This is a genomic window from Burkholderia seminalis, from assembly GCF_001718535.1.
Lineage (GTDB): Bacteria > Pseudomonadota > Gammaproteobacteria > Burkholderiales > Burkholderiaceae > Burkholderia > Burkholderia seminalis.
Genome location: NZ_CP013400.1, coordinates 2,120,057 through 2,133,726, shown reverse-complemented (window position 1 = coordinate 2,133,726; position 13,670 = coordinate 2,120,057). Strand labels below are relative to the sequence as shown.

Sequence of the window (13,670 nt, the reverse complement as noted above, 5' to 3'; positions counted from 1 at the left end):
CGCATGACGGAAACACGGCCATGAAGGCGCGCGGCAGCCGATGCGCGGCTAAACCGGGTCCTTGCTCGGCGGTCCGTCCGGTTGTTGCGGGTTGTCGTGATGACCGGGCGGCGACGACAGCGGGTCGTCTTCCGGATCGCGGTTCGGGTCGGCCGGTGGCTCGGGCGTCGGGGTCGTGTGGTCGGTCATGGAGAACTCGCGCAGTGCGTGACGGCGGCGCGGCGGGTGCGCCTCGTCTCCGTTATAGCCAATCGGGCGCACGTTTGCAGCGGGATTGTTGCCGCCGGTCGGCGAGCGTCGGGGAAGTTCGCGCGTGGGCGGTTTGCGTGCGGGATCGTGCCGGGCGCGGGCTCCCGCGCGATCGCGGTCAGCGTAAATCCGCAGGCGTATCGACGTCGCGCAGGATGCCGGGATCGTCGACCTCGAGCAGTTTCACCGGCGCACTGGCGAACAGCGCGCGGGCGCCCGTGTCGCCGTCGAGGGCGGCGAGCGCATCGAAATGGTGCGCGGCGAAACCGACCGGATGGCCGCGTACGCCGCGATAGGCGGGCGCCACGATCGAGGCGTCGTCGGCTTCGAGCGCGCGTGTGACCGTTTCGTAGGTGGCCGCGGCGATCCACGGCATGTCGGCGAGCGCGACGAGCCAGCCGCTTGCGTCGGGCGCCGTGCGGACGCCGGCCGCGAGGCTGGCGCCCATGCCGCGCAACGCGTCGGGTGCATAGACGACCTGACAGCCGGCTTCGTTCAGCAGAATCGCGAGTTTCTCGGCGCCGGGACGGACGACCGCGATCACGTCGGCCGTGGCCACCGCGAGACGGCGGGCGGCGGCGACCGCCACCGGCGTACCGTCGGGAAGCACCGCGAGCAGCTTGCTGTGCAGGCCGCTCGGGTCGAAGCGTTGACCAAGGCCGCCCGCGAGCAGGACGCCGGTGGCAAGTGATGCATAGGACATCGGCGCGGGGGGAGTGAGGCAGGTGCTGCGATTGTGCGGGAGCGGGCGGGGATCGGCAAGTGAGGATGTTACCGAGGCGCGCCCGTCAGGCCGGCAAGACTGTCATCGCGATGTCTCGTCGAGCATGCTTTCCTCGACAGGACCGTAAATGGCGTGCGATTCGTTCTTGATGAGGGCCCAATAGCGATCGCCGAACGACCAGTGCCACCATTCGGACGGGTAATTCGTGAAGCCGGCGCTGGCCAGCGCGGCGCTCAATATCTGGCGGTTGCGTGTGGCCGGGCGGCTGATGAACGCGTTGTGCGTGTCACCGGACGACTCCTGGTCGGTGGCGTTCATGATGCTGCCCATGTCGGCTTCGACGCCGTCTGCCGAAATCAGCGTGAGGTCGACGGCGGCGCCGGTCGGGTGAGCGGCGACCTCGGGCGGCGCGACATAGTGGCTCGCGAGTTCGACCAGCACGTCGTCGGACGGCAGCGGATTCAGCGTCGCGCGCAGCGCCGCGAGGTGGCTGGCGAAGTATTCGCGCTGAAGGGCGAGCGGGCGATAGCCTTCCTTCACATACAGGCGCAGGCCGGCCGGGAGCGCGTGCGCGGCGGCGGTCAGCCTTTGCGCGACACCGCGGCGAACCTTCAGGAAATGCGGACTCGTGTTCGCCACGACGCTGCGCGAGTGGTCGACGGCGATGCGTTCATCGAAGGAAGCGAGATCGACGAACCCTTCGTGCGACTCCATCAGGGGGATCGACCGGACGGCGGGATCGGAGAGCGATATCACGGTAGCGGGCAAGTGGCGCGACGACGGTGGCAGGCCACGAACCGATGGGGTGAGGCGGCCGTGGTCGTTCTGGTCAGACGAATCGTCAATATGCCAGAGTCCGGCCGGGGACGCGCGACGATTGGGCCCGCAGGCGGGCGATGCTTACCAGAGTGTCTTCACGTGCGCGTACGCGCGGATTTTTTCGTCTCGGGTGACGAGCGGCGCGCCGAGCCGCCGCGCGGTTGCAACGATCATGCGGTCGGCCGGATCCTTGTGGAACGTGCCGGGCAGGTCGGTGGATTTCGCGGCGATGTCGGCGTCGACGGGCACGAACCGCATGCCGTCGATCTGCGCGACGGTGGCGAGCCACGCGTCGACATCCATCGTCAGGGCGAGGCGATCGTTGCGCACCAGCATGGCGATCTCCCACGCGGAGATCGCGGACGCGGCGAGCCCGCCTTCGCTGCGTGCGCGATCGATCGCGCTGCGCGCTTTCTTGCTGAGCGATGCGTCGCCCGCCGCCCACCATACCAATGCATGCGTATCCAGCACGATCACCGCGACGCCTCCCAATCATCTTCCGCAATCGGATCGAGAGGATTGTCGTAGCGCATGACCGAGCCGCGCAATATGTCCAACGGCTGAGCCTCGCGTGCGTGATACGGCCGGATTTCGAGCGTCGGCTTGCCGTGATCGGTGACGATCAGGCTTTCGCCAGACGACTCGACGAGCCGGAAGTATTCGAGTGCGCGAGCCTTGAATTCGGATTTCGATACGGGAGCGAGAGGCATCACGATATGAGCATGGTCATTTGACGATGGTCATTTTAGGCCCGCATTTCGACCCGACGCAAGCGCCGGGCGTCACGCGTGCGCAACGCGTGGCGCCGGAAAGGGCGGCGTTACCGGTTCGCGCTACGCATCGGCCCACTTCCTCAACAGGTTGTGATAAATCCCCGTCAACGCAATGACCATCGGATCCTTCGCGCCTTTTTCCGCGGACAGCGCCTGAATCTGCGTATCGAGCTGGAACAGCAGCGTGCGGTCGCCGTCGTCGCGCACCATGCTCTGGATCCAGAAGAACGACGCGACGCGCTCGCCGCGCGTCACCGGCGTCACGTGATGCAGGCTCGACGCGGGATACAGCACGAGATCGCCCGCCGGCAGCTTCGCGCGATGCACGCCGTACGTATCCTCGACGCACAGCTCGCCGCCGTCGTACGCATCGGGTTCCGCGAGAAACAGCGTCGCCGACAGATCGCTGCGCACGCGGAAATCGGTGCCGCGCAGCAGCCGGATCGCGTTGTCGACGTGCGTGTCGAACGTCTCGCCGCCGGCATAGCGATTGAACAGCGGCGGGAATACCTTCAACGGCAGCGCCGCCGAAAAGAACAGCGGATGGCGCGCGAGCGCATCCTGGATCGCGTCGCCGACGGCACGCGCGACGGGCGAGCCTTCCGGCAACTGCCGGTTGCGTTTCGCGAGCGCCGACTGCGCGCCGGACGTCGCGTTGCCGTCGACCCATTCGGCGGCATCGAGCAGGTCGCGGCATTGCGCGACCTGCGCCTGGGTCAGTACACCGGGGACATGAAGCATCATGATGCGGATTCCATCGGGTGCGGCGCCAGTTGCATGGCTGCCGAGCGAAAAGCGTCGACCGGCGACGACGCGAGATACGCGCGCATCTTCGCGACGAACGCGGGCGTCGCGGTGGCCGGCACGCGCGCGAGCCAGTCGAGCGCTTCGTCGATGTGCCCGCGCTCGGCGAGCAGCCGCGCATAGTTGAACTGGCCGCGGAAGTCGCCGGCTTCGGCCGCGCGGCGATAGTGGTCGAACGCGGCGCCGGTGTCGACCGGTACGACCCAGCCATCCTCGTAGAAGCCGCCGATCAGGTTGATCGACTTCGCATGGCCGAGCGCGGCCGCACGGCGGAACCAGTCGAGCGCGTCGGGGCGGTTCTCGTCGACGCCGTTGCCGAGCGCGAGCGCCGTCGCGTAGTTGTACATGCCCCAGTCGAGCCCCGCCTGCGCGGCGAGCCGGTACCAGTACACGGCGACCGGCGCGCAGGCGGCCGTGCCCCAGCCGAACTCGTAGCAGCGGCCGAGCATGTTCATCGCCATCGGATGGCCGGCTCGGGCCGCATGCCGGAACCAGTCGAACGCGGCCGCCGGATCGCGCGCGACGCCGTGCCCGTCGAGCAGGTACTGCCCGTAGACAGCCTGCGCATCGACGATGCCGTGGCCGGCGGCCGCCGCGACCCACGCGGCGGCGCGCTCGGGCGGCCCGGCCAGGATGTCGGCGAACTCGCGCGGCGATACCGACGCGAGCGCCTTCAGCGACACGGCCTCCATCGATCAGTAGCGCGCGTTCAGCGTGACGAACGCCGAGCGGCCCGGCGCGATCGACGCATAGTGCGCCGGATACGCCTGATCGAAGTACGTGCGGTTGAACAGGTTGTTCACGTTCAGCTGCAGATCCAGCTTCTTGTTGATCCGGTACTGCGCCATCGCGTCGAAGCGCCAGTACGACGGCACGGCGCGCAGGTTCGCGGGATCGCCGAACACTTCCGACATGTAGAACGCGCCGCCGCCGACCGTGAACTTCGGCGTCACGTCGTAGTTCGACCACATCGTGAGGCTGTGTTTCGGCGTGTTGGGGAAGCGGTTGCCGTTGTTCGCGCGGTCCTTGCCGTTGTCGCGCAGCTCGCTCTTCATGTAGGTGTAACCGCCGAACACCTGCCACTGCTTCGTGATCTGGCCGGCGAGGCCGAGTTCGAGGCCTTGCACGCGCTTGTTGCCGACCATCGCGTACTGGTTGTTCGGCAGCGTCACGCGCGCATTCGTCGTGTCGATCTGGAACAGTGCGGCCGTCAGCGACAGCTTGTCGTTCAGCACGTTCCACTTCGTGCCGAGCTCGATGCTGCGGTTCTTTTCCGGCGACAGCTGATCGGCGTTCGCACCGACGCCGCCGCGGCCCGGCGTGAGCGACTGCGTTTCGCTGCCTTCGCCGAGCATCATGCCGGCCGGCGTCGACGACGTCGCATACGACGCATAGATGCTGCCGTTCCGTGCGGGCTTGAACACGAGGCCGGCTTGCCAGTTGAACAGCGTGTCGTCGCGGGTGGTGGTCTTGCCGCCGTTGGCCTTGGTGTCGGTGAAGCGGGTCGAGTAGTCGTCGACACGCACGCCGGCGTTCACCTGCCAGCGCGGCGTGATCTCGATCGTGTCGAAACCGTAGATCGACTTCGTCGTGGTGCGCGCATGCGCGTAGTCGTTGTTGCGCGTGATCGAACCGGCCCACGGGTCGTTCGGGTTCGGCGACCACAGGCTCGTGCAGTTGTAGCCCGACGCGGCGCCGATGCCTTTCTGGCAGATCTTGCCGGTGTCGGTCGCGACCGTGTACGAATCGCGCTTGCCCCATTCGCGCGACAGCTCGATGCCGGTACTGAAGCTGTGCTTGAACGGGCCCGTGCGGAACTCGCCGAACAGTTCGGTCTGGTTCGCGAGGCTGTTGATCGAGCTGTTGCGGTTGTTGTTGCGGCGCCAGACCTTGCCGTTCACCACGTTGCCCTGACTGTCGTCCGGCTGCGTCCAGATGTAGTCCTGCGTCGATTCCGTGTAGCGCGTGGTGTTGCGGATCGTCAGCGACGACGTGATGTCGTGCTCGATCCTGATCGTGCTGATGTCCGACGTGGTCTTGCGGAAGTCGCGGTCGATCAGGCCGTAGAAGTTGTGGCGGTCGACGGGCGCCGGATAGATCGTGTCGACGTTCGAGGGCTTGTTCGACGTCGTGTAGAAGTACGGGATGCCGCCGTCGGGCATGTCGTCCGTCGACAGGTGGTAGTAGCTCGCGGTCACGCGCGTCGGCGTGCCGAGGCCGAACGCGATCGACGGCGCGACGCCCCAGCGCTCGTTGTTGACGGCATCGCGGCCGGCGACGTCGTTGTTGTGGCTCATCAGGTTCAGGCGGAACGCGGCGTGATCGGCGAACTGCCAGTTGCCGTCGGCCGTGAAGCGGCGGTAGCGGTCGGTGCCGAGGCCCGCGCTCGCGGCGGCCGTCGTGCCGAGGTGCGGGGCCTTCGTGATCAGGTTGATGCTGCCGCCTGCGCCGCCGCGGCCGCCGTAGGCGCCGTCGGAACCCTTGGTGATCTCGACGCGCTCGGTATTGAAGATCTCGCGCGTGGTCGCGCCCGTGTCGCGCATGCCGTCGACGAACAGGCTGCCCTGCGTGTCGTAGCCGCGGATGAACGGACGGTCGCCGAGCGGGTTGCCGCCTTCGCCGGCGCCGAACGTGATGCCGGGTACGGTGCGCAGCGCTTCGGTCAGCGTCGACGCGCCGCTGCTGCGGATCAGTTCCTGCGGGATCACGGTGACGGATTTCGGCGTGTCGACGAGCGGCGCGGTGAATTTCGCGGAAGCGGAAAAGTCGGCCTTGTAGCTGGGCTCGGTCTTGCCCTGGATCTCGATCGGCGCGAGATGGCCTTCGGTGCTGGCGGGGGCCGCGGGCGGCGTGCCGTCGGCGAATGCCGGGCTCGCGGCGAGCACGCCGCAGAGGGTGGTGAATGTACCGAGCTTCAGCTCGTCGGGACGGGACTTCATGATGCGCTTCGACCTCGCGAGGTGGCCCCGGAGACGGTGTGGTGCAGGAATGTGCATGCCGCCGGGAATTATTACGATTTGTTTTCAGGCGGCATTCTATGTAATTTCATGTTGAATGAGAAGCGTTCTTGTTTGTATTTGTGACGGAATCGTTAACGAATGTGTCGGAGGGCTGCGGGCCGGCGATGCGCGGAGAGATGGCCGATCGGCCGAGTATGGCGCGGGTATCGGGCGGACTAGAGTGGTTGCGACTCGACTCGGTCCGTGTGACTGCAAGATGATAAAATGACTGCATTGAAAGCAATCTTGGTGGAACGCGTCATGCCAGTGCTCACCGTTCGAAATTTGCCCGACGAAGTGCATCGCGCACTTCGGATTCGTGCTGCCCGGCATGGTCGCAGTACCGAAGCCGAGGTGCGCGACATCCTCGAACAAGCCGTTCTGCCCGAGGGGCGGCTCAAGCTGGGAACATTGCTGGCGGAATTCGGGCCGGAGGCAGGCGATGACGATTTCGGCATCCAGCGCGACAAGGCGCCAGCCGCTCCGATGAGCTTCGAATGATCCTGGTCGACACGAACGTCATTTCGGAGCCGTTGCGGCGCGAGCCGAGCGCGGCAGTCGTCGAGTGGCTCGATGCGCAGCACGTCGAGACGCTGTTCCTGTCGGCGGTCAGTCTTGCGGAATTGCGGTTCGGCGTCGCCGCGTTGCCGGAGGGGCGCAGGCGGGACTGGCTGCATCAAGGCATCGAGCAGCGCGTCGTCCCGCTGTTTCGAGGTCGGATCCTGCCGTTCGACGATGCGGCGAGCAAAGCGTATGCGAGCCTTTGCGCGCGGGCTCGTGCCGCAGGCAACGCGGTCGCCGTCGCCGATGGTTACATTGCCGCCACGGCCGAGGCGAACGGGCTGATCGTGGCCGCGCGCGACGTCGCGCCGTTCAAGGCGCTCGGGCTTCGCGTCATCGACCCTTGGGCGCGATAGTTCGCGATTTTCAGCCTCTTTCCTTGCGCCGAAATTGAAAACGCGCCGTGCAAGACGGCGCGTTCCGCGTCAGGCCAATCCGGTGCGCTCCCGCAGCGATGGCGGGTGGGCGCGACATGTCCGGTGCGATGTCAGTCCACCCCGTGAAACACCGCGTCTTCCGGCCCGAGGTAGGCAGGCGGGCGCCACGTCGCGTCGCGCATCGAATGCTGAACGAGATTCTCGACGCCGAGCAGCACCGCGAAGATCGCCATCCGCACCGGAATGCCGTTGTCGGTCTGCCGGAAGATGGCTAGACGCGGGTCGCGGTTCAGGTCGACCGACAGGTCGTTCGCGCCGGGCCGGCTGTCGCGCGGCAGCGGGTGCATGATCAGTGTGTCGGGCTTGCACGCCGAATCGACCAGCGCCTGGTTGATCTGGAAATCCGGTGTGTAGCCTTCGAACGATTCGTCGGTGAAGCGCTCCTTCTGGATCCGCGTCGCGTACACGACGTCCGCACCGCGCAATCCGGCCGCGAGGTCGGTCGTCTGCTCGATCACATGGCCGTTCGTCGCGATCTGGTCGACGATGTACGCCGGCATCTCGAGCGTCGGCGGCGACACGAGCGTGAACTTCAGCCCGCGGTACAACGCGAGCAGCTTGACGAGCGAGTGCACGGTACGGCCGTACTTCAGGTCGCCGACCAACGCGATGTGCGCGCCGTCGACGATCTTGCCGAGCCGCGAGAACTCGCGCTGGATCGTATAGAGATCGAGCAGCGCCTGGCTCGGATGTTCGCCGGGGCCGTCGCCGCCATTGATCACGGGCAGGTTGGTGGCGCGCGCGAACTCGGCCACCGAGCCTTTCTCCGGATGGCGGATCACGAGCGCGTCGACGTAGCCGGCCATCACGCGGCTCGTGTCGTAGATCGATTCGCCCTTGGCCATCGACGAGAACGTGAAGCCCGTCGTGTCGCATACCGAGCCGCCGAGCCGGCAGAAGGCCGCGCCGAACGATACGCGGGTGCGCGTGCTGGCCTCGAAGAACAGGTTGCCGAGCACCGCGCCTTCCAGCACGCGCGAGATCTTGTGGCGGCGCGCGATCGGCTGCATCACGTCGGCCACGCGGAACAGCGCCTCGACCGAGTCCCGCGAGAACTGGTCGACCGAGATCAGCTGCGGCTTGCCTTCGAACAGGAACTGCTTCGAGAGTCCTTGCTTGTCTACGCTTTGCGTATAGTCCCCACCATCCGGTGCCGAGCGCTCGACGATTTCCGACACGAAGCGCTCGACGATCTCGGGCATCCCGCGCGATTCCTGCGAGTCGTCGGGCAGCAGCCACGTATCGAGCGCGCGCCGGCTGACGCCGATACGATTGGCGAACGCTTCGCGGGTCATGTTGAGGCGGCGCATCGCGTCGCGGAGGAAGGCTTGCTGGGGAACGGTCATCGGCGGCTCCTGACGGAAAATATACGCGGTGCGTATATTAGTTCGTGGCGCAATGAAGTCAAGGAAAATCTGCGCGACCGGCTGTGTGGCGCGGGTAACACGCGGCGGGTTGGTGCTGGCGCGCCGCTTCCGTCTCCGTATAATCAGGTCAGGCCCCGTGTCCGGCATCCTGTCGTGCGCCGGGCCACACACGATTCGCCCGGTCGGGCTTGTTGATTCGAAGGAGAATGAGAATGACGCGTACGATTGCTGCAATGCTGCTGGTGGTGACCGCCGCGCTCGCCGGATGCAATACGGTCGCCGGCGTGGGCCAGGACATTTCGAAGGGTGGTCAGGCGATCAGCGATACGGCCGAAAAGGCCAAGTAAGGCGACCGGTTCCGGAATGCAGAAGGCGCCGGGCCGTCCCGCGATTGCGGGGCGGCCCGGCGCCTTTTTTGTGTCTGGCGTCAGCGCGGGTGCGGCGTCAGGCGTGTTCGACGAACGCGTAGCGGCCTTCGACCTTGCGCGGCGTGAACCAGCCGTAGTCGGGGAACATCCGGTTGCGCACGTACCACACGTAGCCCACCAGCAGAGCCGTGATCAAGAGGCTGGGCAGCGCGGTCGACGGGTCGCGTCCGAGCTCGGCGACGGTCTTCGGCAACTGAAGCAGCGACAGCAGGATGAACGCGTGATAGGCGCCGACGCGATTCGTCGCAAAACCCCAGATGAACAGCAGCGACAGCGGCACGGTCAACGCGAGGAACACGAGCACGAGGACATTGCCGGCGCCGCTTGCGAAGAAGTAATACGCGAGCATGAGGCTGATCGCCAGCTGGGCGATACCGAGCGCGACCAGGATCCGGATGTGCACCTTGTTCTTGCGGCAGCGCTCGGGGTCGGGGCGCGACGCGATCAGGTGCGCGAGCACGCGATCCTTGAGCCCCTGTCCTGACAGTTCGGCCAGTGCGTCGGCCTTCCTCGTTCCCGCGGAGAGCAGCACCGCGATTCTTGTTTTGGCTTCCTTCCTGTTCATTGCTGGGCGGATTGTCGTTCGGAGGTTGTCAAAGGTTCCGGCCACGCGAATATTGCATCTTGCGAGGTGGCGCGCAATCGATTTGCGGCCCGCGGACACATTCCTACAGTTGCCGGAGCGTGCGGGAGATGGGCCATATGACGACGGGAAGCGGCCGCCGTTGCCGTCTCCCGCGATGGGCGCGGGTCAGTCGGCGGCGGCTCGCGCGGTGGTGGGCGCGGGGCTCGCGGGCTTCGCATCGCGCGTGTCTGCGCGGCGCTCGCGCCGCCGAGTGGCACCGACGAGCATGCCCGCGACGACGAGCGCGATGCCGGCGACTCGCGTGCCGGTCAGCGTTTCACCGAACAGCGCGACCGCGAACAGCACGGCCGAGACCGGCGCGACCGCCGTGAAGAGCGCGGCCTCGGTGCCGCTGGTGCGGGCCGAGCCGGCGTACCAGCACAGGTAGCCGAGCACGGTCGGTACCAGCGCGTAGTAGGCGATCGCCGATACCGCGCCGACGGTCCAGCCATGCGCGGCCGCGCGCCATTCGAATGCCGCCGGCACGAGCGCGAGCACGAAGCCGAGGCCCGACATCGCGGTGGACAGCGCGAGCGGCGTCAGCGGCGCGGCCAGCCGCCGGTTGAGCAGGATGAAGACGGCTTCGCACGCGACGGCGGCCAGCACCAGCGCGTCGCCGGCAAGCGTCTGGAACGACGGCATCGCGTGGCCCGGTGCGAACGTGACGAACAGCACGCCGGCCGTGGCGAGCGCGGCGGCCACCCAGTCGCGCGGCGTCTGCCGCTCGCGCAGCACGACGGCCGCGATCAGCGTGGACATGGCCGGCAGCGTGCCGAGCATCACGCCCGCGTCGAGCGGCGACGACAACTTCGTGCCGCTGATCAGCAGCACCGTATAGCCGACGCCGCCCGCCGCGGCCTGAATGACGAGCAGGACGGCGTCGCGCGCGGAAAGGCGGGGCCAGCGCATGCGCTGCGCGCGCATCAGCGCGAACAGCAGCGGCGTCGCGATCAGGAAACGCAGTGCCGTGGCCGCGAACGGCGGCAGGCCGTCGGCCGCGAGACGGCTCGCGATGACGGTGCTGCCGACGCCCGCCATCGCGGCGGCGAGATAGAGATAGCCGATCAGTCGTGTTTTCATGCGCCGCATCGTCGCGTACGGCGGTTATGTGCGTCTTGAATGAAATTGCAGCGACGGAGGCCTGATTGCGGTGTGCTGCTTGCGTGCGCCGGCGATCCGCGGACCACCGGTGACCGTCGTGCGGGCGACTGCCTTCAAATGCGGTGCGACTGGGCCCGGCGCATCAAGAGGGCGCTCGCGTCAAACCGCCTGTGCGAACCGCCCGGGCGTGATTCCGAACTGGCGCGCGAATGCGCGCGTCAGGTGGCTCTGGTCGGCAAAACCGGCTTCGGCCGCGGCATCGGCGATCGGCATTCCGCTGGCGAGCAGCGCGCGCGCCAGCCGGGCGCGCGACTGGATCAGGTAGGCATGCGGGGTGATGCCGAGCTCGCGCGCAAAGCCGCGCAGCAGCTGGAAGCGGCTCACCCCGCTCAGGCCGGCCAGTTCGGTGAGCGAAACGGGCGCGGCCGGCGCCGCGTCGAGCCGCTCACGGGCCACGCGGACCGCCGGGGCGACGCCGGCCGCCGGCAGCGTGCGGTTCGCATGCCGGGCGAGCAGCCCGGCGACGAGCATCACGAGCGCCTCGTCGCGGGCGATCGACTCGGATGCGCCGGCGACGATGCGAGCATGCAGCCGGCCGACGGCGGCCGCGAGCCGCGCGTCGCGCACGGCCGGGTGCGCCAGCTCGACGCCGCCGAGGCCTTCTTCCGCCGCGACGCCCGCCACCAGCGCGGGTGCGAGGTACAGCATCCGCCAGCGCCGGCCCGTGCCGGCATCGATCGGCGATCCGTCGTGCATTTCGCCCGGGTTGACCATGATCGCATCGCCGGCCAGCGCGTCGACCTGCCCGCGGCCGCTCCACGACCGGTGCGCGCCGCTGACGATCACGCCGACTCCGAATTCGTCGTGCGCGTGACGCGGAAACGCGCGGTCGGATTCGAGGCTGATCGCCTCGATGCCTTCGCCGGTGCGTCGGTAGTGGGTGACACGGTGCATGTGCGCTCCTCGCGCCGGTCGCGGCGCGGATCACGTGCACTTTAGCGCGTTCCGGCGCCGCGCGCCCTTCATCCTTTTGGCGGATACCGCGCGGCATGCGCAGCCCGCACCATGTGCATATCGGCAGCGTACACGGCCCGTCGGGCCTGAAGCTGCGCGGGAGACGGCAGGTGGAACGACAGGGTCCGGTATTCATTCAGGTTGGTGCGCTCGCGGACGGCTTCGCGCCGGAAGCGAACATCCTCGCGTCCGTCGACGCGCTCGCCGGGCGCACGCTCGTGCTCGGTGATGCAGCGGGCGCATGGCGCGTCTATTCGTTCGAGCCGGGCGCGCTGCAGTGGCGCGACGCGGCGACCGACACGGGCGGCCGCGAGCCGTGCCGCGTGACGCGGCTGCGCGAGGGGCTGTACTTCGTCGACTACATCGACACGGCTGCCCGCGCGACGTCGGTCAGTCTCGTGATCGATCTCGACCAGGGCGTATGGACGTCGGTCGTCGGCGTGCTGCCGACCGAAGCCGACACGCGCATCGACGCATTCACGCGCGTCGCGCGCGGGCTGCCGCTGACGGGCGTCGACGCGGCATTCCGGCACGGCACGCTCGGCGGCCACGCGCAGCCGGGGCCGTTGCATGCACCCACGCGCGAGTTGATCGGCAAGCGCACGATGTACCGTTACAGCCCGACCGAATGCTACGAGCACATCTACCTGAACGAGAACTTCTACGCGTGGCAGTGCCTGCAGGGCGTCGAAGGCGGGCTGGCCGATGTCGACCGCTGTCACTACTTCAGGATCGCCGACGCGCTGTATCTGTTCGTGTGGCGCGAAAAGGTGGTGCCGACGCTTGGCGTCGTCCTGATCGATCTCGCGCAGCGCAAGACCGACGGCAAGATCTTCGGCTATCAGGGCGGCGATTTCGGGTCGCTGTCGAACTTCCAGATCGGCGCGTACGCGCAGGTGCTGAACGAAACCGTGCACCCGCTCGGCGGCGAGGCGCAGCGATGAATGCGGTGCCGGGCAGCGGCCGCCTGCGCGCGGATTTCAGCGGGCGCGTCGTGCTCGTCACGGGCGCCGCGCAGGGGATCGGCGCGGCGATCGCACGCCGTTTCGCGGAGTCCGATGCGTTCGTCGCCGTCGCCGACCTGAACGGCGACGCGGCTGCCGCGCAGGCCGAAGCGCTGGCCCGCGCGGGCGGCGACGCGCGGGCGTACCGGGTCGACGCAGCCAGCCGGGACGAACTGGGCGCGCTCGTCGCGGCAGTCGAGCGCGACGGCGGCCGGCTCGATGTCGTCGTTCACAACGCCGCGTATTTTCCGCTGACGCCGTTCACGCACATCGACGAGCCGACGCTCGCGCGCACGCTGTCGGTCAACCTGTCGGCGCTGTTCTGGCTCGCGCAGGCCGCGTTGCCGGCGTTCGAGCGTGCGGGGGCGGGCCGGCTGCTCGTCACGTCGTCGGTGACGGGGCCGCGCGTCGCCTATCCGGGGCTCGCGCATTACGCGGCGTCGAAGGCCGGCGTGAACGGCTTCATTCGCGCGGCGGCGCTGGAGCTTGCGCGTCGCAACGTGACGGTGAACGGCGTCGAGCCGGGAATGATCCGTACCCCGGCGGCCGGCAATCTCGGCGACGCGTCGGTCGCGGCGCAGATCGCACGCGATATCCCGCTCGCGCGGATGGGCGAGCCGGAGGACATCGCGAACGCGATGCTGTTTCTCGCATCGGCCGACGCGGCGTACATCACGGGGCAAACGATCGTCGTCGACGGCGGGGCGACCTTGCCGGAAAGCGGTGCGGTGCTGGGAGACGCCTGACGGCGGGCGCGAACCGTCG

General features: G+C 67.9%; 17 protein-coding genes. 5 read left to right on the top strand and 12 right to left on the bottom strand.

Going from position 1 to position 13,670, the window contains the following annotated elements:
- Window positions 1-48 precede the first annotated feature (48 nt).
- The 8 genes from WJ12_RS36530 to WJ12_RS30140 form a co-directional block, all read right to left on the bottom strand.
- Window positions 49-189: a hypothetical protein gene (locus WJ12_RS36530; RefSeq protein ID WP_021158153.1), complete on the bottom strand. Its 141-nt coding sequence runs from the start codon at window positions 187-189 to the stop codon at window positions 49-51.
- Between the two features lie 178 nt (window positions 190-367).
- Window positions 368-952, bottom strand: a complete 585-nt coding sequence (locus WJ12_RS30170) for a nucleotidyltransferase family protein (RefSeq protein ID WP_034189431.1) — start codon at window positions 950-952, stop codon at window positions 368-370.
- Between the two features lie 102 nt (window positions 953-1,054).
- Window positions 1,055-1,687, bottom strand: a complete 633-nt coding sequence (locus WJ12_RS30165; protein WP_226104061.1) for a M15 family metallopeptidase — start codon at window positions 1,685-1,687, stop codon at window positions 1,055-1,057.
- 186 nt (window positions 1,688-1,873) lie between these two features.
- Window positions 1,874-2,269 (bottom strand): type II toxin-antitoxin system VapC family toxin, encoded by a 396-nt coding sequence (locus tag WJ12_RS30160; protein WP_059556955.1) that lies wholly within the window; start codon window positions 2,267-2,269, stop codon window positions 1,874-1,876.
- Complete coding sequence (locus WJ12_RS30155; RefSeq protein WP_082744637.1) at window positions 2,266-2,505, bottom strand: type II toxin-antitoxin system Phd/YefM family antitoxin; 240 nt, start codon at window positions 2,503-2,505, stop codon at window positions 2,266-2,268. The genes WJ12_RS30160 and WJ12_RS30155 overlap by 4 nt, the downstream gene beginning before the upstream one ends.
- Before the next feature lie 120 nt (window positions 2,506-2,625).
- Window positions 2,626-3,309 (bottom strand): Fe2+-dependent dioxygenase, encoded by a 684-nt coding sequence (locus tag WJ12_RS30150; RefSeq protein ID WP_034189433.1) that lies wholly within the window; start codon window positions 3,307-3,309, stop codon window positions 2,626-2,628.
- Complete coding sequence (locus tag WJ12_RS30145) at window positions 3,306-4,061, bottom strand: tetratricopeptide repeat protein (RefSeq protein ID WP_034189434.1); 756 nt, start codon at window positions 4,059-4,061, stop codon at window positions 3,306-3,308. The genes WJ12_RS30150 and WJ12_RS30145 overlap by 4 nt, the downstream gene beginning before the upstream one ends.
- Before the next feature lie 3 nt (window positions 4,062-4,064).
- Entirely contained in the window at window positions 4,065-6,308 is a 2,244-nt protein-coding gene (locus WJ12_RS30140; protein WP_059556773.1) for a TonB-dependent receptor, read from the bottom strand.
- 321 nt (window positions 6,309-6,629) lie between these two features.
- Between WJ12_RS30140 and WJ12_RS30135 the strand changes: the two genes are divergently transcribed.
- Window positions 6,630-6,869: a FitA-like ribbon-helix-helix domain-containing protein gene (locus WJ12_RS30135; protein ID WP_034189436.1), complete on the top strand. Its 240-nt coding sequence runs from the start codon at window positions 6,630-6,632 to the stop codon at window positions 6,867-6,869.
- Window positions 6,866-7,285: a type II toxin-antitoxin system VapC family toxin gene (locus WJ12_RS30130; RefSeq protein ID WP_059556772.1), complete on the top strand. Its 420-nt coding sequence runs from the start codon at window positions 6,866-6,868 to the stop codon at window positions 7,283-7,285. The genes WJ12_RS30135 and WJ12_RS30130 overlap by 4 nt, the downstream gene beginning before the upstream one ends.
- 131 nt (window positions 7,286-7,416) lie before the next feature.
- Here WJ12_RS30130 and WJ12_RS30125 read toward each other — a convergent pair whose 3' ends face one another.
- Complete coding sequence (locus WJ12_RS30125) at window positions 7,417-8,712, bottom strand: aspartate carbamoyltransferase (RefSeq protein ID WP_034189438.1); 1,296 nt, start codon at window positions 8,710-8,712, stop codon at window positions 7,417-7,419.
- Between the two features lie 233 nt (window positions 8,713-8,945).
- Here WJ12_RS30125 and WJ12_RS30120 point away from each other — a divergent pair, with 233 nt between their 5' ends.
- On the top strand, window positions 8,946-9,080 hold the full coding sequence (locus WJ12_RS30120; protein ID WP_021158165.1) for an entericidin A/B family lipoprotein: 135 nt from the start codon (window positions 8,946-8,948) through the stop codon (window positions 9,078-9,080).
- Window positions 9,081-9,177: 97 nt separating this feature from the next.
- On the opposite strand, the gene WJ12_RS30115 is transcribed toward WJ12_RS30120, so the two are convergent.
- The 3 genes from WJ12_RS30115 to WJ12_RS30105 all read right to left on the bottom strand — a co-directional run bounded on the left by WJ12_RS30115 (window position 9,178) and on the right by WJ12_RS30105 (window position 11,841).
- Window positions 9,178-9,726 carry a hypothetical protein gene (locus WJ12_RS30115; RefSeq protein WP_034189439.1) on the bottom strand — a complete coding sequence of 183 codons (549 nt, stop codon included), beginning with the start codon at window positions 9,724-9,726 and terminating at the stop codon, window positions 9,178-9,180.
- 186 nt (window positions 9,727-9,912) lie between these two features.
- Window positions 9,913-10,866 carry a DMT family transporter gene (locus tag WJ12_RS30110; protein ID WP_059556954.1) on the bottom strand — a complete coding sequence of 318 codons (954 nt, stop codon included), beginning with the start codon at window positions 10,864-10,866 and terminating at the stop codon, window positions 9,913-9,915.
- A gap of 180 nt (window positions 10,867-11,046) precedes the next feature.
- Window positions 11,047-11,841, bottom strand: coding sequence for an AraC family transcriptional regulator (locus tag WJ12_RS30105; protein ID WP_034189440.1), 795 nt, complete (start codon window positions 11,839-11,841; stop codon window positions 11,047-11,049).
- A 170-nt stretch (window positions 11,842-12,011) separates the two neighbouring features.
- On the opposite strand from WJ12_RS30105, the gene WJ12_RS30100 reads away from it, so the two are divergent.
- Both WJ12_RS30100 and WJ12_RS30095 read left to right on the top strand, forming a co-directional pair.
- Window positions 12,012-12,845 (top strand): molybdenum cofactor biosynthesis F family protein, encoded by an 834-nt coding sequence (locus WJ12_RS30100; RefSeq protein ID WP_059556953.1) that lies wholly within the window; start codon window positions 12,012-12,014, stop codon window positions 12,843-12,845.
- A complete protein-coding gene (locus WJ12_RS30095) occupies window positions 12,842-13,651 on the top strand; it encodes an SDR family oxidoreductase (RefSeq protein WP_059556771.1) in 810 nt (269 codons plus the stop codon). Before WJ12_RS30100 ends, WJ12_RS30095 begins: the two co-directional genes overlap by 4 nt.
- Window positions 13,652-13,670: the final 19 nt, after the last annotated feature.